General features: G+C 71.9%; 16 protein-coding genes and 1 other RNA gene. 5 read left to right on the top strand and 12 right to left on the bottom strand.

Going from position 1 to position 19,640, the window contains the following annotated elements; genetic code table 11:
• Position 1: 1 nt before the first annotated feature.
• The 5 genes from HUT10_RS29885 to HUT10_RS29865 form a co-directional block, all read right to left on the bottom strand.
• The gene (locus HUT10_RS29885; RefSeq protein ID WP_176178085.1) at positions 2 to 1,549 is read right to left on the bottom strand and encodes an ABC transporter substrate-binding protein; all 1,548 of its coding nucleotides are present in this window, start codon (positions 1,547 to 1,549) and stop codon (positions 2 to 4) included.
• Positions 1,550 to 2,009: 460 nt separating this feature from the next.
• Positions 2,010 to 2,513 (bottom strand): uridine kinase, encoded by a 504-nt coding sequence (locus HUT10_RS29880; RefSeq protein WP_254897497.1) that lies wholly within the window; start codon positions 2,511 to 2,513, stop codon positions 2,010 to 2,012.
• A 37-nt stretch (positions 2,514 to 2,550) separates the two neighbouring features.
• Positions 2,551 to 2,985: a DUF2304 domain-containing protein gene (locus tag HUT10_RS29875; RefSeq protein WP_176174240.1), complete on the bottom strand. Its 435-nt coding sequence runs from the start codon at positions 2,983 to 2,985 to the stop codon at positions 2,551 to 2,553.
• A gap of 13 nt (positions 2,986 to 2,998) precedes the next feature.
• Positions 2,999 to 3,712: a glycosyltransferase family 2 protein gene (locus HUT10_RS29870; protein ID WP_303247032.1), complete on the bottom strand. Its 714-nt coding sequence runs from the start codon at positions 3,710 to 3,712 to the stop codon at positions 2,999 to 3,001.
• Positions 3,713 to 3,768: 56 nt separating this feature from the next.
• Positions 3,769 to 5,733 (bottom strand): DUF6541 family protein, encoded by a 1,965-nt coding sequence (locus tag HUT10_RS29865; RefSeq protein WP_176174239.1) that lies wholly within the window; start codon positions 5,731 to 5,733, stop codon positions 3,769 to 3,771.
• 171 nt (positions 5,734 to 5,904) lie between these two features.
• Here HUT10_RS29865 and HUT10_RS29860 point away from each other — a divergent pair, with 171 nt between their 5' ends.
• On the top strand, positions 5,905 to 7,959 hold the full coding sequence (locus tag HUT10_RS29860; RefSeq protein ID WP_176174238.1) for a DUF6541 family protein: 2,055 nt from the start codon (positions 5,905 to 5,907) through the stop codon (positions 7,957 to 7,959).
• Positions 7,960 to 8,567: 608 nt separating this feature from the next.
• Here the strand turns inward: HUT10_RS29860 and HUT10_RS29855 are convergent.
• Together HUT10_RS29855 and HUT10_RS29850 are read right to left on the bottom strand one after the other, a co-directional pair.
• Positions 8,568 to 9,851 (bottom strand): lipopolysaccharide biosynthesis protein, encoded by a 1,284-nt coding sequence (locus HUT10_RS29855; protein ID WP_176174237.1) that lies wholly within the window; start codon positions 9,849 to 9,851, stop codon positions 8,568 to 8,570.
• The gene (locus HUT10_RS29850) at positions 9,848 to 10,867 is read right to left on the bottom strand and encodes a glycosyltransferase family 2 protein (protein WP_176174236.1); all 1,020 of its coding nucleotides are present in this window, start codon (positions 10,865 to 10,867) and stop codon (positions 9,848 to 9,850) included. The genes HUT10_RS29855 and HUT10_RS29850 overlap by 4 nt, the downstream gene beginning before the upstream one ends.
• Positions 10,868 to 10,952: 85 nt before the next feature.
• Here HUT10_RS29850 and HUT10_RS29845 point away from each other — a divergent pair, with 85 nt between their 5' ends.
• Together HUT10_RS29845 and HUT10_RS29840 are read left to right on the top strand one after the other, a co-directional pair.
• Positions 10,953 to 12,050 carry a UDP-N-acetylglucosamine 2-epimerase gene (locus HUT10_RS29845; protein WP_176174235.1) on the top strand — a complete coding sequence of 366 codons (1,098 nt, stop codon included), beginning with the start codon at positions 10,953 to 10,955 and terminating at the stop codon, positions 12,048 to 12,050.
• A 57-nt stretch (positions 12,051 to 12,107) separates the two neighbouring features.
• On the top strand, positions 12,108 to 12,665 hold the full coding sequence (locus tag HUT10_RS29840; protein WP_176174234.1) for a glucosaminidase domain-containing protein: 558 nt from the start codon (positions 12,108 to 12,110) through the stop codon (positions 12,663 to 12,665).
• Here the strand turns inward: HUT10_RS29840 and recR are convergent.
• A complete protein-coding gene (gene recR, locus HUT10_RS29835; protein WP_176174233.1) occupies positions 12,662 to 13,258 on the bottom strand; it encodes a recombination mediator RecR in 597 nt (198 codons plus the stop codon). The two genes, HUT10_RS29840 and recR, sit on opposite strands and share 4 nt — an antisense overlap.
• 5 nt (positions 13,259 to 13,263) lie before the next feature.
• The gene (locus HUT10_RS29830; RefSeq protein WP_013230627.1) at positions 13,264 to 13,623 is read right to left on the bottom strand and encodes a YbaB/EbfC family nucleoid-associated protein; all 360 of its coding nucleotides are present in this window, start codon (positions 13,621 to 13,623) and stop codon (positions 13,264 to 13,266) included.
• Between the two features lie 78 nt (positions 13,624 to 13,701).
• Here HUT10_RS29830 and HUT10_RS29825 point away from each other — a divergent pair, with 78 nt between their 5' ends.
• Positions 13,702 to 14,550: an N-acetylmuramoyl-L-alanine amidase gene (locus tag HUT10_RS29825; RefSeq protein WP_254897078.1), complete on the top strand. Its 849-nt coding sequence runs from the start codon at positions 13,702 to 13,704 to the stop codon at positions 14,548 to 14,550.
• A gap of 276 nt (positions 14,551 to 14,826) precedes the next feature.
• On the opposite strand, the gene HUT10_RS29820 is transcribed toward HUT10_RS29825, so the two are convergent.
• Both HUT10_RS29820 and HUT10_RS29815 read right to left on the bottom strand, forming a co-directional pair.
• Positions 14,827 to 16,989 (bottom strand): DNA polymerase III subunit gamma and tau, encoded by a 2,163-nt coding sequence (locus HUT10_RS29820; RefSeq protein WP_176174232.1) that lies wholly within the window; start codon positions 16,987 to 16,989, stop codon positions 14,827 to 14,829.
• Positions 16,990 to 17,032: 43 nt separating this feature from the next.
• The gene (locus tag HUT10_RS29815; RefSeq protein WP_176174231.1) at positions 17,033 to 18,595 is read right to left on the bottom strand and encodes an ALF repeat-containing protein; all 1,563 of its coding nucleotides are present in this window, start codon (positions 18,593 to 18,595) and stop codon (positions 17,033 to 17,035) included.
• Positions 18,596 to 18,649: 54 nt separating this feature from the next.
• Between HUT10_RS29815 and HUT10_RS29810 the strand changes: the two genes are divergently transcribed.
• Entirely contained in the window at positions 18,650 to 19,525 is an 876-nt protein-coding gene (locus tag HUT10_RS29810; protein ID WP_176174230.1) for a spermidine synthase, read from the top strand.
• A gap of 4 nt (positions 19,526 to 19,529) precedes the next feature.
• Here HUT10_RS29810 and ffs read toward each other — a convergent pair.
• Positions 19,530 to 19,624, bottom strand: an RNA gene (gene ffs, locus HUT10_RS29805) — signal recognition particle sRNA small type.
• Positions 19,625 to 19,640: the final 16 nt, after the last annotated feature.

The following is a 19,640-nucleotide window of genomic DNA, read 5'->3' as shown; positions in this document are numbered from 1 at the left end:
CTCAGTTAACGGTGACGGTGTTGAACCGCTCGTCGGTCAGCGGGCTGGCGACCAGGCCCTTGACCTTCGGGCCGACCACGATGGCGGGCGGGCCGTAGGAGATCGGGATGGCGGGCAGGTAGTCCATGATCTGCTTGTTGACTTCCTGGTACGCCTTCGCGTGCGCGTCACCGGCGGGCGAAGCGTCCGCGGCGGCCAGCGCCTGGAACAGCTGCGGGTTGTCGAACCCGAACTCCGGCTTCTTGCGGCCGAAGAAGGTGCCGACGAAGTTCCCGGCGTCGTTGTAGTCGCCGGTCCAGCCGAGCAGGTGCAGGTCGTGCTTGCCGAACTTCTGGACGTCGTCCTTGTAGCCGCCGTTCCACGGCTTGGCGACCGGCTCGATCTTGATGCCGATGGCCTTCAGGTCCTCGGAGATCGAGGTGAAGACGTCCGCCGGGTTCGGCATGTACGGCCGGGTGACCTCGGTCGGGTAGTAGAACTTCAGCGTCAGGTCGGTCGCGCCGGCTTCCTGCAGGAGCTGCCGGGCCTTCGCCTGGTCGAACGGGTACTTGGTGACGTCGTCGGTGTAGCCGGAGATCGTCTTGGGCACGAACTCGGTGGCCGTCTCGGCGCCCTCGGGCAGCTTGCTCTTGACGAACTGCTCGCGGTTGATGCCGTAGGCCAGCGCCTGGCGGACCTTGAGGTTCTTCAGCTTCTCCGCGGCCGGGCCGGACTGGTTGATGCCCAGGTAGAGGACGTTGAACGGCGGGCGCACCAGCACCTGCTCGCCCTCGTTGCGCAGCAGGCCGTAGTCCGCGGGCGCCGGGTAGTCGTAACCCTGGATGTCGCCGGCCTTGAGCGCCTGCTTGCGGGCGTTCTCGTCCGGGATGACCTTGAAGATCAGCTTGTCGAGCTTGGCCGTCTGGGTCGGGCTGGTCTCGTTCTTGGACAGGGTGATCTCACCCTTGCCCTGGTCCCAGCTGTCGAACTTGAACGGGCCGGTGCCGACCGGGTGCTTGTTCGCGTACTCGCTGTAGGTGAACGAGTCGCCGGACTGGGTGACCTCGTCCGCCTTGTACTGCTTGAGCGCGGTCGGGCTCTGCATCGAGAACGACGGCAGGGTGAAGGCCGCCGGGAACGCGCCCTTCGCCTTGTTCAGGTTCACGACCGCGGTGGCCGGGTCCTTGGCTTCGCAGCTCTTGTAGACCGGGTCGCCGTAGTCGGTGCTCTCGTTCTTGGCGAAGCCGCTGAACACGTCGGCGTAGTAGATCATCTGGCTCTGGGCGGCGGCGCCCTTCATGTTGTACCAGCGGTCGAAGTTGAAGCAGACCGCGGCCGCGTCGAAGGCGGTGCCGTCCGAGAACTTCACACCCTGCTTGAGGGAGAAGGTCCAGGTCTTGCCGTCGTTGCTGGGCTCCCACTTCTCGGCCAGCGAAGGCTCGAGGTCGGCGGTGCCCGGCTTGTTCTGGATCAGCGTGTCGAAGATCTGCCGCGTGATCCGGAAGGTCTCGCCCTCGTCGTTGAAGATGGGGTCGAACAACTTCGGGTTACCGGCCGCGCCGAAGATCATGGTGCCCCCGGAACCACCCCCTGCGCCCTCGTCACGCTTGGACTCCGCACAGGCGGACAGCGAAACCGCGAGCGCGCCGCTCAGCCCGATCAGGGCCACGCGGCGTGTTCGGGTCAGCCGCAATTGCTGCATCTGGCACCCCTTGGGAGATGTTTCGGGTTCAAAGTCACCGTCCGGTCGGCCAGGAACTCGACGGACGATCGGTGTGCTCGCCGACACTAGCGGGAACTCGGCCCGCACTTAAGCACGGGAGGTTACGATCGCGCTACGTGGACACCGATTTGACCGCAATGTGTCCGTAAATCACGACAGAATGTGACCATTTGTCGTTGACGGCTGCGCCCGGTGCCTGATCCATGACTCAGATGGCGGTACCGACATTGATCCGGTCGTGTATCCGGCTACGGAGTGCTTGATCGATCCGGAGCCCTTTGCGCACGCTGCGTGACCACTCCGTCCCCTACGAAAGTCGGGTCCCGGCCGCCCCGGGGGTGCCGTCGACGGCGAACCAGCCGCGCTCGAACCGTTGCCACCGCGCCAATTCGGCCTCTGCGGCGACGCCGTCGCGCGCCACGGACCTGGCCAGCCGCTCGGCCTCCGTGCCGCCCGCGAGCCAGCAGAGGCCGGAAAGAAGGGGTCTTGCCGAAGTGCGGCCGCTGGAGACGCCCTCCAGCACCAGGACGTCCGGTACGTCCACCCGGACGAGCTCGCCCGGCCGGGGCGTCCCGGTGGACCAGTCCATTCGCCGATACGCCCCGGGAACGCCGTCAGCCAGCGGGCGCAGGACGCCGTCGACCAGCTGGGGCCACCACGAAACCGGGTCTTCCCAGGTCGCGAAGGCATCGGTGCTCACAAGGGCCGTGCGGCACCCGCGGGCGGTCAGCGCGGCGACGACCTCGGCGGCCAGGGTGGACTTCCCGGCGCCCGACGGGCCGTCGATGGCCAGCACGCGCACCCGGCCCAGCCGCGCGGGGGCGGCGAGCAGGGCCTCGATCAGCGCGTCACTTGCTGACGCGCTCGACCTCCGGGAGCCCTTTGACGTCGTCGGGAGCCGCCGTCTTCGCCTCCAGCTCGGCGATCCGGCTCGCCAGCTCCCGCCGGGTGTCTTCCAGCTCGCAGCGCAGCAGCGCGATCTCCTCGACCGACGTGCGCACCTCTTCCTCGAGGTGCCCGGTCTCGGTGGACAGGTGCAGCGACACGAGCGCCAGCACGACGCCGGCGAGGAGGAAGACGAAGTTCGACGGCGTTTCCACGCCGGTCAGGCTGGCCAGGAACTGCGCGGCCGCCGGGATCGCGGCGAGCACCACGACGCCGATGGCGACGATCAGCCACACGCCCGCGTACTTCTCCCGCAGCTTGCGCCGCCGCATCATCTCGATGACGACGAACAGCACCAAGCACGCGATGACGATGCTGAGGATGCGCCAACCCTGCATCTTCCCAAGCTCCTTACGCCGAGTCCGAGGAGTCGACCGCCGGGCGCCGGCGGACCAGCGCGAGCAGCAGCGCGAGCCCGGCGCGGCCCAGGTAGACGGCCGACTTGACGGGCGAGTGGCTGGGCGTGCCGCCCGCGCGCTCGCGCATGATGACCGGGATCTCCTTGATGGTCAGCTCGGCCCGGATGGCCATGACCAGCGATTCGACCGTGTCGCCGAGGTACTCGGCCGGGTAGTAGCCGGCGAACAGCCGGATCGCGCGCGGCCCCATCGCCTTGAAGCCCGACGTGACGTCGGTGAGCCGGGTCTTCGCCAGCCGCGAGAAGACGATCGACAGCGCGACCATGGCGTACTTGCGCGGCCCGCTGGCCTTGTAGGCGCCCTTGCCGGCGAACCGCGAGCCGATCACGATGTCGGCGTCGTCGAGGCCGCGCAGCAGCGCGTCGAGCTCGTCCGGGTCGTGCTGGCCGTCTGCGTCCACCTGCACGACGACGTCGTAACCGCGGGCGGCGGCGTAGCGGAAGCCGGTGCGCATCGCGCCGCCGACCCCGAGGTTCACCGCGAGCCGGGCCACCTCGGCACCCGCCGCCCGGGCCAGCTTGGCGGTGTCGTCCACCGAGCCGTCGTCGACGACCAGCAGATCACCGCCCGGGAGAGCGCGCTTCACCTGTTCGATGACCGACGCGACGCTCGCCGACTCGTTGAGGGCGGGCATCACGATGAGCACACGGCGGCTGGTCACCGTGGTCGCCGGGGTCGTTGACACGCGATCACTTTAGCCTTTCACTGCCCGTCACCGGGCGCGGACCCTGGTGCCGCACCGGCCGCGACGACGTCCTGCTGCCCGGCGATCTCGTAAACGGAGGCACCGGCGTTGCGGTAGACCAGCTTGAACCCGGGCGTGGTGTCCAAGTGCTGCAGGCCGGCGTCGTTGGGCTGGTCGGGGACGGCGTTGCCCTGGCCGACGAACGCGTAGCGGACCTTCAGCGCACGCAGGATCTGCCGGGCTTTCGGGTCGTCCTCCAGCCGGTTGGCGAACGCGCTGACGTACCCGACGTCGCTGGTGCGCGGGGCGCCGTAGTAGTTCCACTGGGTCGGGTGCACGCCCTGCAGCGCGTACATCCAGACCGACCCGTCGAGGCGGTCGTTCAGGACGCGCTCGCCGGGCACCGTGTGCTGCGCCAGCCAGGCGAACGCCGTCTCCTCGTCCGCGCTCACCGCGGGGAAGCCGCGGTAGGCGATGTTCACGTGGACGGAGTTGAGGTGCACGTACCCGCGGCTGAACCCGCCGATCACCGCCGCGAGCAGCACCACGCCGGCCAGCACGGGCGCGGCCGGGTGCAGCTTCGGCAGCCGGGGCCGGACCTTCGCCGCGAACCACGCCGTGGCGGTGTGGACGAACTCGCCGAAGCCGATCGCGCCGATCATCGGCAGCAGCGCGGCGAGCCGGTAGTTGTCGTTGTAGAACGGCCCGCTCAGCAGGTGGACCAGGCCGTTCTCCATGGACACCGTCGCCGCGTACAGGCCGCCGAGCACGACATACGCGCCGACCAGCCAGACCAGCCGCCGTCGCCGGGCCAGCAGGAAGACGCCGGCGATGGCGGGCACGCCGACCCACCACTGCGGGAAGTTCGCCATCGGCGAGAACGTGACCGCCTGCCCGACCGCGCCGGTCACGGTCGCCGCGTTCGGCCAGACCGCGGCCGTGACACCGCCGGCGTTGTACAGCGAGGGCAGCACCTGCGGCAGGCCGAGCCCGATGGCGAGCAGCGCGGCCGCCACCAGGGACGGCCAGGCCCGCCGCCAGTCCAGGGCCTCGAACCTGAAGAGCACCGCGGCCAGGATCAGGACGCAGTAGACGGCGAGGACGAACACGACGCTCGTGTGCAGCGCCGCCAGGCCGGCGACGCCGACCCCGACGGCGAGCGGGCCGGTGGCCCCGCCCGGCTCGAGCAGCAGGCGGACCACCGCGAGCATGGCCGGGACCAGGGCGACGCCGGCCGCGTACGGCCAGACCGGGCCGTGCCAGAACAGGTCGTAGGGGAACGACGTGAAGCAGGCCGACGCCGCCGCGGCCGCGCCGGCGGTGACCGCGGGCAGCCGCCACGCCCGGCACAGCGCGGCCACACCGAGCGGCACCGCGAAGGTGACGGCGATGGACGCGAAGTTCAGCAGCGGCATCACGGTCAGCCCGCCCTTGCCGAAGAGCAGGGCGAGCAGCGCGTGGTAGGTGTCCGGGTAGAAGTAGTGCGTCTCGTCCGGCAGGTTCGCGATGGTGCCGACGGTCGACGGGCGCGCGTCACCGCGCTCGGCGATCCAGCGGACGAGGTTCGCGTGGAACGCGGCGTCCCAGTCCTGGTTGACCGTGCCCGGCGTGGGGATGCCGCGCAGCACCGTGAGCGCGCCGACCGCCATCCCGGCGGCGACACCGAGAGCCGCGAAGGCGTGCGCCCGCCAGGACCACCGCGGGCGCTCGGCCGGCTCGGCGTCCGCGTGGCGGCGCCGGGTGAACCGGGCCACCGCCCAGGTGACCGCGAAGCCGACGGCGGACACCAGGAGCGTCCACAGTGTCACCGACAGCGCGGTCCACCGGATGCCCGTGGCGCCCAGCAGCGGGATGGCGAGGGCCACGACGCCGAAGGTGAGAACCGGCCCCGCCGCGGCGAGCGTCCAGCCGCGCAGGCCGATCGCGGCGCCGAAAACAGCCCCCGGAAGCCAGAATGCGGCCAGAACGAGCAGAAAACCCATTCGCACACCCCATTTTCCGCCGTGACTGGTCCCGCAATCGCGGTGAACGCCGTTCTCCGACGGCGGCGGCCACGCTACCGTGCACGTCAGCTCGCTGGTCACCCGCATCCTGGGCGGACCGCGGCCACCCATAGACTCCGGGCGTTGGCGGCTTTGTTGATCGGAGAAAGCATGCTGTCCGAAGCTGTCCGGCTGGCTGCGGGAATCCTGGTGGTGTTGCTCCCGGGATTTTCGATCCTCCTGGTCACCGGCGTACGGGAACGGCTGTGGCTCGCGGGCCTGTCGGCGCCCTTGACGACCGGTTTCGTGCTGCTGGTGTCCCTGTTCACCGGGGTCACCGGCCTCCGCTTCGGGCTGCTGACCGCGACGGTCGCGCTGGTCGTCGTCCTGGTCGTGCTCGGCGGGGTGCGGTGGCTGGTCCGCCGCCGTCGCGCGGCCACCGAGCCGGTCGAGCCCGCCGATGACCCGCGGCTGCGCACGCTGACCGGCCGCGCCGGGACGGTCGCCCAGGTGCTGGGCGCGCTCATCGCCGTCGGCGGGGTCGGCCTCGGCGTCCGCATGTGGCACAAGGGGCTCGGGTCGTGGCAGACGCCGACCCAGGAGCACGACACCGTCACGCACGCCGTGCTGACCGCCTTCACGCACTTCACCGGCAAGGCCGCGCCGTGGCAGGTCCTGCCGATCGACGTCATCCACGACACGAACGTGCAGTTCTACCCGCCGGGGTTCACCGACCTCGCCGCGCTGGTCACCGACATCTTCGGGGACACGATGCTGTCCCTGAACCTGGTGACGGTCGCCTTCACGGTGGTCGTGCTCCCGCTGTCGGTGGCCGCGCTCACCGCGGCGGTGCTGCGGCACGGCAGGCTGGGCCGCGGCTGGGTGGAGCTCGCCGCCGGCGTCGCCGCGCTGGTCTCCGTGCAGCTGTACCGCCCCGGCATCTCCTTCGCCCACGACGGCGGCGTCCTGCCGAACGCGGCCGCGATGACGATGATGCCCGGCCTGGTCGCGGTGATGCTGGTGATCGGCAGGCGCAACTGGGGCCGCGCGGTGCTGGTCGGCGTCGCCGCCGCCGGTGCGTTCAACCTGCACCCGAGCGCGCTGACCTCGGTCGCGCTGACGACGGTCGCGGCGATGATCGGCCTGCTGTTCACCAAGGCGGGCCGGCTCGCGTTCGTCCGCGCGCTGCTGCCGCTGGTGCTGGCGGGCGTCGTCGCGGTCGTCCTGATCGTCCCCGACGTGCTGGCCCTGCTGCGGCTCGGCAACGGCTCGGTGGTCGACGCGCCTGCCAACATCCGCGGCACCCAGCTGGGCGCGTCGTTCGAGCTGGTCGCCCGGCTGCCGTACGGCGGTTACTTCGACCCGAGCGGCACGATGGGCCAGCTGGTCCTCGGCCTGCTGGGCCTGGCCGGCGTGGTGGCGGTGGTGCTTTCACGCCGGGCGTGGACGCTGCTGACGGCCTGGCTGTTCTGGGCGGCGGTCATGGTGAGCTTCCACTACTCGCCCAACTCGGGCTTCGGCGCGATGATCGGCCGCTACTACTACCGCGTCGCCAACCGCCTCGACACGCACGTCTACCTGCTGATCCCGGTTTTGGCCGGCGTGCTGTTCGTGGCGATCGGCCTGTTCGTGGTCTCGGTGCGCAATCCGATTCCGGCGCGGTTCCGCCCGGCGGTGGCGTACGGGCTGATCGTGGTGCTGCTGGGTGGCCTGACGGTGACGGCGTTCCGCGGCTACATGAACACGGGGGCGCTGTCACTGAGCCAGCGCTACGCGGCCCCGCAGTTCGTCCGCTACGACGCCTCGGACGACGCGGCGGCGAAGTGGCTGCACGAGCACGCGGCCCCGGGCGAGACGATCCTCAACAACGCGAACGACGGCTCGACGTTGCTGTACGTGGACTACGACCTGCCGATCCTCAACATCGTCCCGGACGGGCACAGCCCGATCCAGGACAACATCACGCTGCTGGCGATGTTCAACTACTACCCGCAGGACGCGGAGGTCCAGAGCATCCTGCGGGCGAAGAACGTGCGCTGGGTGTACGTGGACACGTCGGCGCCGACGGTGGGTACGGACGGCCACCACTGGACGGGCAAGCTGACGTACAGCCTGGCGCCGGGGCTGAGCCGGCTGGCGGGGCTGCCGGGGCTGACGAAGGAGTTCAGCTCGGGAACGGTGAGTGTTTACCGGCTTGACCTGCCGCAGACCCCGCCGCGGGGCTGAAGCTCCGGGGCCGGTGGATCCGCCCTGAGGCCGGCGGCGGGGTTCGCGGAGCCCAGCTGAAGCTCCGCCGCCGCAGGTCAGGCAGCTTCCGGCCGGCTTTCACGCCTGTGTCCCGGCCGCCGCGCGGCTGAGCTCCGGCCGCAGCTCGCCCCAGGCGGCCGCCGAGCGCAAGGCGCCTTCCACAACAAGGCCGGGGTGTGGACAAGGCGGCTCGGGCAGCTTCTCGCCGGAGGTTTCAGTCGGGTGCGGCCGATAGGCTGAAGCGGGGATGGTCCCCCAGGGAGGGCGGGCCCTGCGGCGGGGTCCTGCGGCGGCGTCCTGCGGCGGCGTCCTGCGGCGGATCCTGCGGCAGAGCCGGAGCGACTTACGCAGCTGCCACATCGGCCCGAACGGCACGCGGACACCCAGACCGGCACCCCACCCAGACCTCCCCCGCCACCCCGATCCGAAGCCAGAACACGGCCGGTGGTGCCGGGTCAAGGCACGCTTTCCCGCCTTGACGCGGTACCACCGGCCGTAGTCACAATCCGGCTTCGGGGTGGTGGGCACCGAGCAACGCGACCTCGGGTGGGTAAACCGTGGTCCGAGCTGATCAGGCCGAAGAAACCTCAGCCGGCGTCGGCCTCGACCGGCTCCGGTGCCCGCCGCAGCACGAAGGCCAGTACCACCGCCAGCCCCAGCGTCGGGGCCACCGCCAAGGCCACCACCGCGCGGAACACCGTGTCGCCCGGCAGGAACAGCAGCACCAGCGATGCCGTCCCGGTCACCGCCGCCCACGTCGCCAGCACCAGCTTCGCCTGCGTTCGCGCGATCAGCACCGCCGTCAGCAGCTGCATCGGCACCAGCAGCACCGATGACCACACCAGCCCCGCCACCGACCAGCCGTCGATGTCGTACTTCGGGCCGCTCACGAACCGGACCGCCCACGGGCCCAGCCACAGCCCCACCAGCGCACCCAGCGCCGCGAGGACCAGCGAGGCCGCCGCTCCGAGGGCCAGCACCCGGCGCAACCGGTGGCGGCCCTCCGGTGTCACCGACAAGCGGACCACGAACGGGACCGCCAGTGACTGGACCGGGCCGATCAGCGTCAGCGGCAGGCGGGCGATGACCAGGGCCGCGAACAGCGAGCCCACCCGGTCGCCGTCGCCGCCCGGGGCCAGGAGGCCGACCAGGGCCGGGTAGCCCGTGATGACCGCCGCCGTCAGGGCCGCTCCGACCAGGAGCATGCTCATCCTGCGGGTCGTCACGCCCCAGCCGTCGCCCTCGACGTGGAAGTCGAGCAGCTGCCGGGCCGGGCGGGCGAACAGCAGCCAGGCGAACGAGCCCGCCGCCACCGCGATCGCCAGCGAGACGACGTTGTAGGCCACCGAGACGAACAGGACACCCAGTAGCAGCGCCCGCACCGCCGGTTCGGCCACCACGAGCAGGGAAAACGCCTTCACCCGGTGCTGCCCGATGAGCAGCCCGCGCGTGCCGAACTGGCAGGCGAACGCGACGCCGCCGGCCAGCACGATCAGCGCCAGCGACCAGTCGCCGCGGAAGAGCTTTTCGTTGACCGGCGGGATCAGCAGCGCGAGCGAGAACGCCGCCGCGACGAGCACGCCGACCGCGACCGCCCGCAGCGCCGGGCGCCCCGCCTTGCCGCCGGCCAGCGCGGCGACCGCCGACTGGCGCGAGAGCTCCTGCTCCAGCGGGGACAGCGTGCTGCCGAGGCCCATCACCAGGCCCCAGAACGTGACGAAAACCGCATACTCCTGCGGCGGCAGCAGCCGCTGGCAGGCGACCGTGAGCAGGTAGCCGAGGCCGATGGACACGATCAGCGAGCCGCCGAGGCTGCCCGCGGTCGTGCGTCCGCTGCGCGCGGCGGCCGGCGTGTCCACCTCGGTGCTCATCGGCGGCGGAGCTGCGCGCGCACGGCCATCGCCAGTCCACGCAGGACACCGGCGCCGAAGCCGCCGGCGAACACCGGCAGCAGCTTCGTCACCGCGCGCGCCTCGGGGCCGGTCGCGCCGCACTTCTTGACGACCTCGCCCGCCGCCACCGCGCCGAGGACACCGGTGGCCAGCGTCGTCTTCGGCTTCTTCGCCGCGAACACCAGGCCGACGACCCCGGCCGCGAGCGCGCCGAACAGGGCGTTGCGGGCCGGACCGGGCGAGGCGATGTAGGAGTCCACGTAGGTCGTGCCGCGGAAGTACGCCTGCTGCGTGAACTTCTTGAACGAGTCGCGCCCGTTGTAGGTCGCCGACAGCTCCGGGGCCAGCCAGATCCGCTCGCGCTCGGCGATCCAGCGCAGCATGCGCGTGTCGTCGCTGGCGAAGCGGAGGTCGTCGAACAGCGACGCGAACGCCGTCACCGAGCCTTCGAGCAGGCCGCGGCGGGCGCAGAAGAACGTCGTGCCCTTCGGGTAGACGTCGAACTCCTCGATGCCGTACGACATCAGCCGCGGGTTCGCGCAGTACTTGCGCCAGGGCACCTTGACCAGGCCGGCCATGAAGCCGGCGTACGGGTTGTGCTCGGACGCGACGTTGATGTGGCCGTTCCAGACCGCGCGCTCGGGGTGCTCCACGAGCTGGTCGCGCAGGAACGTCAGGGTGTGCTCGTCGACGATGACGCGGCTGTCGAGCAGCGCGACCCACTCGCCGGAGGACTTCGCGATGCCGGCCCGCCGCGCCTCGAACCGGCCGGAGTTGGCCTGGCTCAGCACGGTGATGCCGTGGCGTTCGCGCAGGTCGTCGAGCCGGGACGGCGTGGCGTCGGTGCTGCCGTCGTCGACCACGACGACCTCGATCGGCCAGCTCGCGGCCGACGCCGAGGCGAGCAGCGCGCCGACACTGCGTTCGATCCAGTCCTGCTCGTTGTAGACCGGGATCACGACGCTGAGCGAGGGGAGGAGCGGGTTCGCACTCACCGTGCCGAGGCTACCCGGCGGCCCGCGCGCCGGGTCGGCCAGTATCCTTACGCCACCGCACCCGATTCGGAAATGGGCTCCTCTGGTGATTTCCTTCATTCTCGGCACCACCGCGGAACTGATCAAGATCGCGCCCGTCTACCACGGGATCCGCGAGCGCGGGATGCGGCCGAAGATCTGGTTCACCGCCCAGCACGTCGACGAGGTCGCGGACGTCCTCGCGGACCTGAACATGCCCGAGCCCGACGTCTGGCTGGTGCCGGAGGACAAGGCCCACAACCTCGAGTCGCCCGCCCAGGTGCCCGGCTGGGCCGCGCAGGTGCTGCGGACGGCGTGGAGCCGCCGCCACGAGCTGCGCGCCGCGCTGACCGAGGACGGCCGTCCCCCGCTGGTGCTGGTGCACGGCGACACGTTCACCACGCCGTACGGCTCGCTGATCGGCAAGCGGATCCTCAAGTCCCGCGTCGGGCACGTCGAGGCGGGCGCCCGGTCGGGCAGCATCCTCTCGCCGCTGCCGGAGGAGCTGAACCGCAAGATCGCGGCGAAGATCGTCGACATCCACTTCGCGCCGAGCATCCGCGAGGTCAACAACCTGCGCAACGCCCGCGGCGTGGTCGTCGACACCGAGGCCAACACGGCGATCGACGCGATGCGGCTGGCCATCAACGGGCCGCTGGACGTGCCGAACCTGCCGGAGAAGTTCGGCCTGGCCACCCTGCACCGCTTCGAGCTGGTCTCGCGGCCGGACAAGTACCGCGAGGCCCTCGAGATCCTGCGTGAGCAGAGCCGCAAGATGCCGATCCTGTACATGGCCGGCGCGCCGGAGCGCGAGAAGATCCGCGCGCTGGGCATCGGCAACATCTTCGACGACCAGTTCATCGTCCAGCCGAAGATGCGCTACCTGAAGTTCCTGCCGCTGGTGGCGCGCGCCGAGTACGTCGTCACCGACTCGGGTGGTCTTTCCGCTGAGTGCTACTACCTCGGCCTGCCGTGCGCGGTGCACCGCGAGCGCACGGAGACGCCCCAGCACCTCGGCGAGACGATCGTGCTCACCGAAATGCGCGGCGACAAGCTGCAGAACTTCCTCGACACGTACCAGAACCGCCGCGGCGAGTCCTGGATGGACAAGTACCACCCGTCCGAGATCGTCGTCGACACGCTGGCGCAGCTCGGCTACTGCTAGGTCCTTCGTCCGGGTGACCGCCGGTTTTCCCGGCGCTCACCCGGGCAAAGTGTCGCCATGATCCACATCGGACTGGCGGCCGCGCTGGTGGTGGTCCCGCCCATCGACCAGGGCGCTGTCCGCGACGCCGCGCTGTCGGCCGGCTTCCAGGAGGCGTACGTCGGCACGGCGGGCCCGATCGCACGCGCGATCCACGCGGCCTACGACATCCCGGCGTCGGTGACGGTGGCGCAGGCGATCCTGGAGTCGAACTGGGGCCGCAGCAAGCTGTCGACGGCCGAGCTCAACCACTTCGGCTTCAAGTGCGTGACGCCGACGAGCCCGGGCCCCATCGCGGTGCGGTGCGCGCAGTACCCGACGACGGAGTGCGTTCCGGCGCCGTGCCACCCGGTGGACGCGTATTTCCGCTCGTACGCCTCGATCGACGACTCGTTCCGCGACTACGGCCGGCTGCTGACGACGTCGCCGAACTACGCGGCGGCGCTGCCGGTGCGCTCGGACCCGGACGCGTTCATCCGGGCGGTGGCGCGCAAGTACGCCACCGACCCGGAGTACGCGAACAAGGTGATCCGGCTGATGGACCTCTACGACCTGCGCCGCTTCGACGTCCCCTAAAGCGTCCGGCGGCCCGACAGGGCGCGGCCCAGGGTCAGCTCGTCGGCGAACTCCAGGTCACCGCCCATCGGCAGGCCCGACGCCAGCCGCGTCACGCTCAGGCCCGGGAAGTCCCGCAGCATGCGGACCAGGTACGTCGCCGTCGCCTCACCCTCCGTGTTGGGGTCCGTGGCGATGATGATCTCCTTGATGTCCGCCTCGCCGATGCGCTTGAGCAGCTCGCGCATCCGCAGCTGCTCCGGGCCGATGCCCGACAGCGGGTCGAGCGCGCCGCCCAGGACGTGGTAGCGGCCCTTGAACTCGCGCGTGCGCTCGACCGCCAGGACGTCCTTCGGCTCCTCGACCACGCAGATGACCGTGAGGTCGCGGCGCTCGTCGCGGCAGATGCGGCACTTCGGGTGCTCGGAGACGTTGCCGCAGATCTCGCAGAACTGCACGCCCTCCTTGACCTTGCCGAGCACGTCCTGCAGCCGCGCGATGTCGGCCGGGTCGGTGGCCAGCAGGTGGAACGCGATCCGCTGGGCGCTCTTCGGCCCGACCCCGGGCAGGCGCCCGAGCTCGTCGATCAGGTCTTGGACGACACCTTCGTACAAGTTCGTCAGCCGCCGAAGCCGAGGCTGCCGAGGTCCGGCATGCCGCCGCCACCGCCGAGGCCGCCGGCCAGCGGGCCGAGCTTCTGCTCGGTGAGCTTCTGCGCGCTCGCCGACGCGTCGCGGACCGCCGCGACGATCAGGTCGGACAGCGTCTCGACGTCGTCCGGGTCGACCACCTTCGGGTCGATCTGCAGGCTCTTCAGCTGGCTGTCACCGGAGACGGTCGCGGTGACCAGTCCGCCGCCGGCCGTGCCGGTGACCTCGGTGTTGGCCAGCTCTTCCTGGGCTTCGACGAGCTTCTGCTGCATCTGCTGCGCCTGCTGCATCAGCTGGGAAAGGTCGAAGCCGCCGCCGGGTTGGGCCATGATCGCACTCGGTCCTCTCTGCACGCCTGTGTCTCCACCAGGGTAGTCGCGCCACGCGAGGGGCCGGGCTGTGGCACCGTGGTCGCCGTGCGACGCGCGACTGCTCCCCTGCTGCTGGCCGGTGCCCTCCTGCTCACCGGCTGTTCCGACGACGCTCCGGCGGCTGTCCCGTCTCCTTCGCCCGTGGTCACCACGGCTGCGTCTTCGCCCTCTTCGCCGTCTTCGTCGGCTGCGCCGCCTTCGTCGTCGTCGTCGCCTTCGCCTACGCCGGTCGCGGCCGGGAAGGTGGTCGTGCTGGATCCCGGGCACAACGGCGGGAACGGCAGCCACCCGGCGGAGATCAACCGCCCGGTGCCTGCCGGGCGCGGGCAGACCAAGCCGTGCAACACGACCGGCACCGCGACCAACGCGGGGTACCCGGAGCACGCGTTCACCTTCGACGTCGCCCAGCGGGTCGGGAAAGCGTTGGCGGACAAGGGGATCCGCGTGGTGTACACGCGCCAGGACGACACCGGCGTCGGCCCGTGCGTCGACCGCCGCGCGGCGATCGGCAACGAGGCGGCCGCGGACGCGGTCGTCTCCATCCACGCCGACGGCTCGGAAGCGGCCGGGGCGAACGGGTTCCACGTCGCGTATTCGTCACCGCCGTTGAACGCGGCGCAGGGAGAGCCGTCGACGCGCCTGGCCCGGACGCTGCGCGACACGATGCGCACGGACGGCTTCAGCCCGGCGAACTACATCGGCACGAACGGCCTCTCGGCCCGGACGGACCTGGCGGGCCTCAACCTGTCGACCCGCCCGGCGGCCCTGGTGGAGTGCGGCAACATGCGCAACGCCGCCGAAGCGGCCCGGATGACGAGCGCGGCGGGCCGCCAGCAGTTCGCCACGGCGATCGCGGCGGCGATCGAGGCCTACCTCGCCGCCTGACCGGCCGTGTCGACCCCCCGATCACGCGTGTCGACCTTCTGATCACGCGTGTCGACCCTCCCCGCACGCCAATGGCCTGCTGCCGAGCGCCGCCTCGCGTGATTGGATCGCCGCCTCGCGTGTCTGGAGAGTCGACACGCGTACCTGGAGAGTCGGCTCGCGTTCCTGCACGGTCGGCCCGCGTATCTGGAGGGTCGGCTCGTGAGCCGACTGTCCGGGTACGCGAACCGACCGTCTGGGTACGCGGGCCGACCCTCGGGGTACGCGGGCCTGGGGTCAGTCGAGGGGGCGGGCGCCGAGGTGCTCGGAGAGGAGCTTGCGGGCCAGCTCGTCCGGGTCCTTGTCCGGCGGGGGCGGGGGCGGCGGGGGTGCCGGGCTGGCGTCCTCGTTGTAGAGGTCCTCGTCGTCCTCGTCGCTCGGTTCCGGGGGCAGCGGGATGTCCGGCTCGGTCGTCGTGACCTTGGGCCGGGCCGGGGCCGGCGGGGTGGCCGGGCGGGTGGCCGGCTCGGCAGGCGGTGCCGCCGCCCCGGACGGGCGGGTGAACGAGCGCTCCGGGGCCGGCGCCGCGTGCTGCGGGCGGGCCGCGGGGGCCGCCGGGGCAGTGCCGTGGACGCAGCGGACCTGCCAGTCGCCGCCCAGGACGTCGGTCAGGGCGCCAGCGATCTTGCGGGCGTTGTCCTGGTCGGAGAGGCGGCGGGCCAGCGGCTCGGACTTGTGGGTCAGCGTCACGGCGTTGCCCTCGACGCTCGCCACCGTCGCCTGCGTCAGCATCGCCTCGAGGCTGCGGCCGCCGGTGAACTTGCGCAACGCGGTCATCAGCTGCGGCCAGATGTTCCGGAGCCCGGCGGCGTCCAGCCCACCCGAGCCCGCGGCCGCGGGTTCCGGTGCCGCGGCGGCCGTGCCGACGTCGGCGGGCTGCGCCGGCGCGGGCGTGCCGCCGCCGGGCGTGCGCACCGCGCCCCACCCATCGCCTGCCTGGGCCGGGGCCGCGGAAGCGGCAGCGCCGGCGCCCGGCTGAGCCGGAGCTTCGGGCGCGGCGGAGGCAGCGGCCACGCCCCCCGGAGCCCGGCTGCCATCACCCGGCTGAGCCGCGGCCGGCGTGCGCGGGGCCACGGGAGCAGGATCGGCGGCCGCCGGGCGGACCGGCGGCTTGACCGGCTCCGGCACCGGTGCCGGCCCCGCCGAAGCCGGACGCTGCGACGGCCTCGAAAACTCACGCTCCGGCGCCGCTCGCACCGGCGGCTCCACGCCACCCTCGGCGGGCGCGCCTCCGCCGTCGGCCACGGTCGCGCGGCGCTCCAAGCGCTCGATCCGGGCCAGCAGCGCCTTCTCCGCGTCGGTCACCGACGGCAGCAGCATCCGCGCGCACAGCAGCTCGAGCACGAGCCGGGGCGACGTCGCACCCCGCATCTCCAGCAGTCCATTGTGGACGATGTCGGCGTACCGGGACAGCGTGGCCAGCCCGATCCGCTCGGCCTGCGCGACCATCCGCGACAGCTCTTCCTCCGGCGCGGACACCAGCCCGCCCGCGGACTCCGGCACCGCGCGCAGCAGCACCAGGTCGCGCAGCCGGTCCAGCAGGTCGGTCGCGAAGCGGCGCGGGTCGTGGCCGGCTTCGGTGAGCTTCTCGACGGTGCCGAACACCGTGGCCGCGTCCTCGGTCGAGAGCGCGTCCACCATGTCGTCGATCAGCGCGACGTCGGTGACGCCCAGCAGCGCGACCGCCCGCGAGTACGAAACGCCTTCCGGCCCGGCGCCGGCGAGCAGCTGGTCGAGCACCGACTGCGTGTCACGCGCCGAGCCGCCGCCCGCGCGGATGACCAGCGGGTACACCGCCGGCTCGACCTCGACGCCTTCGGCCGCGATGTTGCGCTCCAGCAGGTTGCGCATCGAGCTGGGCGGGATCAGCCGGAACGGGTAGTGGTGCGTGCGCGAGCGGATGGTGGTGAGCACCTTGTCCGGCTCGGTCGTGGCGAAGATGAAGATGACGTGTTCCGGCGGCTCTTCCACGATCTTCAGCAGGGCGTTGAAGCCCTGCGTGGTGACCATGTGCGCCTCGTCGATGATGAACACGCGGTAGCGCGACTCGGCCGGCGCGTAGAACGCCTTGTCCCGCAGCTCGCGGGCGTCGTCGACACCACCGTGGCTCGCCGCGTCCAGCTCGGTGACGTCGACGCTGCCGGGGCCTTCCGGCGCGAGCGCCTTGCACGAGTTGCACTCGCCGCACGGGTCCGGCGTCGGGCCCTTGGCGCAGTTCAGCGAGCGCGCCATGATGCGCGCGCTGGACGTCTTGCCGCAGCCGCGCGGACCCGAGAACAGGTAGGCGTGGTTGATCCGCCCGGCGGACAGCGCCGTGCGGAGGGGTTCGGTCACATGCTCCTGCCCGACGACCTCGGCGAAGGTTGCCGGACGGTACTTGCGGTACAGCGCGAGAGCCACCTCGCGAGGGTACCGGGCACCACCGACAACCTTCGCCGTGCGGTCAGGAGACCAGCGCCGTCGCTTCGGCGACCATCGCGTTCACCTTGGTGACGTGCGCCGCCGTGAACGCGTCACGCGCCCGCGCCTCGGGCAGCTCGACGTCCAGGTAGTGCTGCAGGCCCGAGTCCGGTCCGTCGAGCACGCCCTGCGCGACCGCGACGACCTCCGGCCCCTCGCCCAGGGTCCGGGTGGCGTAGACGTCCAGGTCGATCAGGTGCGCGACGTACCGGCCGTGGGCCAGGAACTCGCGGATGTCCGCGACGGTGCCGTCCAGCGCCTTCTGCGCCGCCGACTTCGTCGACGGGCCGCCCACCGCCAGGAGCTGGTTGACCTCGATGCGGTCGTCGGTGTCCCGGCCCGGGTAGTCACCTGTGCGCAGCAGCGCGGCGACACCGGCGTACGGGCCGGCGAGCGCGTCACGAGCCGCCTGGCGCAGGCCAGGGCGGGCGTTCGGGTCCGCCGCGATCGCCGAGACGGCGGCGCGGTCGTCGGACTCCTGCGCGACGGCGAGGCCGCTGCGCACGAACGTGACGACGTCGTCGTCCGAGCCGCTCAGCGCCGCACGGGCGGCGTTCTTGACGGCGGCGCCGCCGTTGCGCAGCAGGTAGACCGCCGCCTTGCGGCCGTTCGGCACGGTCAGCGCCGGGTCGGCCGCGTCGGCCAGCAGCTTGTCGTTGTCGGTCTTGGCCTGCGCGGCGCGCGCCGCGGCCTCCCGCGCCTGCTGCTGCGCGGCCGCCTCGGCGCTCGCGGCGGCCTGGCCGTTCCGCTGGTTCTCGGCCTGCTGGGCGGCGAGCCGGTCGGCGTTCGCCTTCCGCGCGTCGGCGGCGATCCGGCGGGCCGTTCCCGCGGCGACCTTCACCTCCAGGGTGCGGTGGGCGGCCTTGGCCGCCTTGGCCTCGTCGAGCCGCTGCCGGACCGCGGTGGCTTCGCCGTCGTAGTTCGTGGCGACCTGCCACCACAGCGACAAGAAGTACCGGACGTCCTCCGGCGTGCCGTCGAGCGCTGCCTGCGCGGCGGCCTTGACCTCCGGGCCGCCGTCGGCCATGGCCTGGTTGACCGTGATCCGGTCGTCGACGTCCTTCGCCCGCTGCAGGCCGGTCTCCAGGAAGGCCCGCACGTCGGCGGGGGTGCCGTCGAGCGCCTTCTGGGCCCGGGCGTTGACGGTCGGCCCGCCGGTGCTCATGGCCTGGCCGACGGCGATCCGGTCGTCCGCGATCCGGGCCTGCGGCAGGCCGTGCGCCAGGTACTCGCGGACGTCGTCCTGGGTGCCGCTGAGCGCCTGCTGGGCGGTGCGCTTGGTGACCGGGCCGCCGTTGGTCATGGCCTGGGTGACGAGGACCCGCTCGTCGTCGTTCTGCGCCTGACGGCGGCCGGTGGCCAGGAAGGCCTGCAGGTCGGCGGGCGAGCCGAGCAACGCCGCTTCGGCGGCCCGCGCCACACCCGAACCGCCGGTCTCCAGGAATGAGACGGCCTGCGCCCGATCGGGCAGCACGTCCGCGGCCGCCGGCGTCGCGAACGCCCCGGCCGCGAGTGCGGCGGCAACGATTACTGCGTTTGCCCGCAAGAGAAACCCCCTCGATCGATGATCGTCCGGTTGCTTATCGCCGGGGTGGTCGGAATGTTTCCGATAACCTCGGATCCCGTGAGCCGCACGCGAAAGCCCGAGCCGGTGCCCGGGCGCTACCCGGTGCGGTTCGGCACGGCGGAGCTGATCCGCGACGCCGACCGCGGCAACGCCTGGCTGGTGTCGGTGGACGGCGTCGCCCAGTCGTACGTCGACCTCGACGACCCCGCCCACCTGGAGTTCGACTACGTCCGCCGGTTCGCGGACGTGCTGGACCGGCTGCCGCCCGGTCCCGTGGACGCGGTGCACGTCGGCGGCGCGGCCTGCACGCTGCCGCGGTACGTCGCCGCGTCCCGGCCGGGGTCGCGGCAGCTGGTGTTCGACGCCGACGGCGAGCTGGTCGAGCTGGTCCGCGCACAGCTGGGGCTGCGGGTGCCGGGCGTGCGCGTCCGGGTGACGGACGGCCGCGAAGGCCTGGCGACGCGCCGCGAGGATTCGGCGGACCTGGTGGTGGTCGACGCGTTCCAGCGGGCGACGCTGGCCGGCGGCCTGGCGACCCTGGAGGCGACGAGGGCGATCGCGGGCATCCTGCGCGGACCGGGCGTCTACCTGGCGAACATCACGGACGGCTCGGGCTTGCCGTTCGCCCGCCGCTTCCTGGCCACGCTGCTCGAGGTGTTCCCGTACGTCCTGCTCCTGGCGGACCCGGGAGTGCTGCGCGGCCGCCGCTTCGGCAACCTGGTGCTGGCGGCCTCGGCGAGCAACCTCCCGGCGGCGGAGATCGCCCAGCGAACGGCCTCGGCGGCGTTCCCGGCCCGCTGCGTGCACGGCGCGGAGCTGCGGAAGCTGGCCGGGAAGGCGGCCCCGATCACGGACGCGGACGCCCCACCGCCCCCGAAACCCCCGGACGACGTGCTGGGCCTGTTCTGAAGACAAAAGGGGACCCCGCGCACCCGCCAGAGCCTGCTTATCCTTGCTGCCTTCCGGCCCTGGGGAGGTTCACAGGGTGGACGCCGCGCGGGGTCCGAGGATCAGTGTAGTGGGA

It is taken from the genome of Amycolatopsis sp. Hca4 (genome assembly GCF_013364075.1).
In the GTDB taxonomy this organism is placed as follows: Bacteria; Actinomycetota; Actinomycetes; order Mycobacteriales; family Pseudonocardiaceae; genus Amycolatopsis.
Note: the sequence above shows the minus strand (reverse complement) of the source record. Positions and strands in the feature narration are given on the sequence as shown.

Coding starts and splice junctions, on each gene's coding strand:
- HUT10_RS29885 (WP_176178085.1), bottom strand. CDS start 1,549: ATGATCTTCGGCGCGGCCGGTAACCCGAAGTTGTTCGACCCCATCTTC.
- HUT10_RS29875 (WP_176174240.1), bottom strand. CDS start 2,985: ATGCAGGGTTGGCGCATCCTCAGCATCGTCATCGCGTGCTTGGTGCTG.
- HUT10_RS29865 (WP_176174239.1), bottom strand. CDS start 5,733: ATGGGTTTTCTGCTCGTTCTGGCCGCATTCTGGCTTCCGGGGGCTGTT.
- HUT10_RS29860 (WP_176174238.1), top strand. CDS start 5,905: ATGCTGTCCGAAGCTGTCCGGCTGGCTGCGGGAATCCTGGTGGTGTTG.
- HUT10_RS29855 (WP_176174237.1), bottom strand. CDS start 9,851: ATGAGCACCGAGGTGGACACGCCGGCCGCCGCGCGCAGCGGACGCACG.
- HUT10_RS29840 (WP_176174234.1), top strand. CDS start 12,108: ATGATCCACATCGGACTGGCGGCCGCGCTGGTGGTGGTCCCGCCCATC.
- HUT10_RS29830 (WP_013230627.1), bottom strand. CDS start 13,623: ATGGCCCAACCCGGCGGCGGCTTCGACCTTTCCCAGCTGATGCAGCAG.
- HUT10_RS29810 (WP_176174230.1), top strand. CDS start 18,650: ATGTTTCCGATAACCTCGGATCCCGTGAGCCGCACGCGAAAGCCCGAG.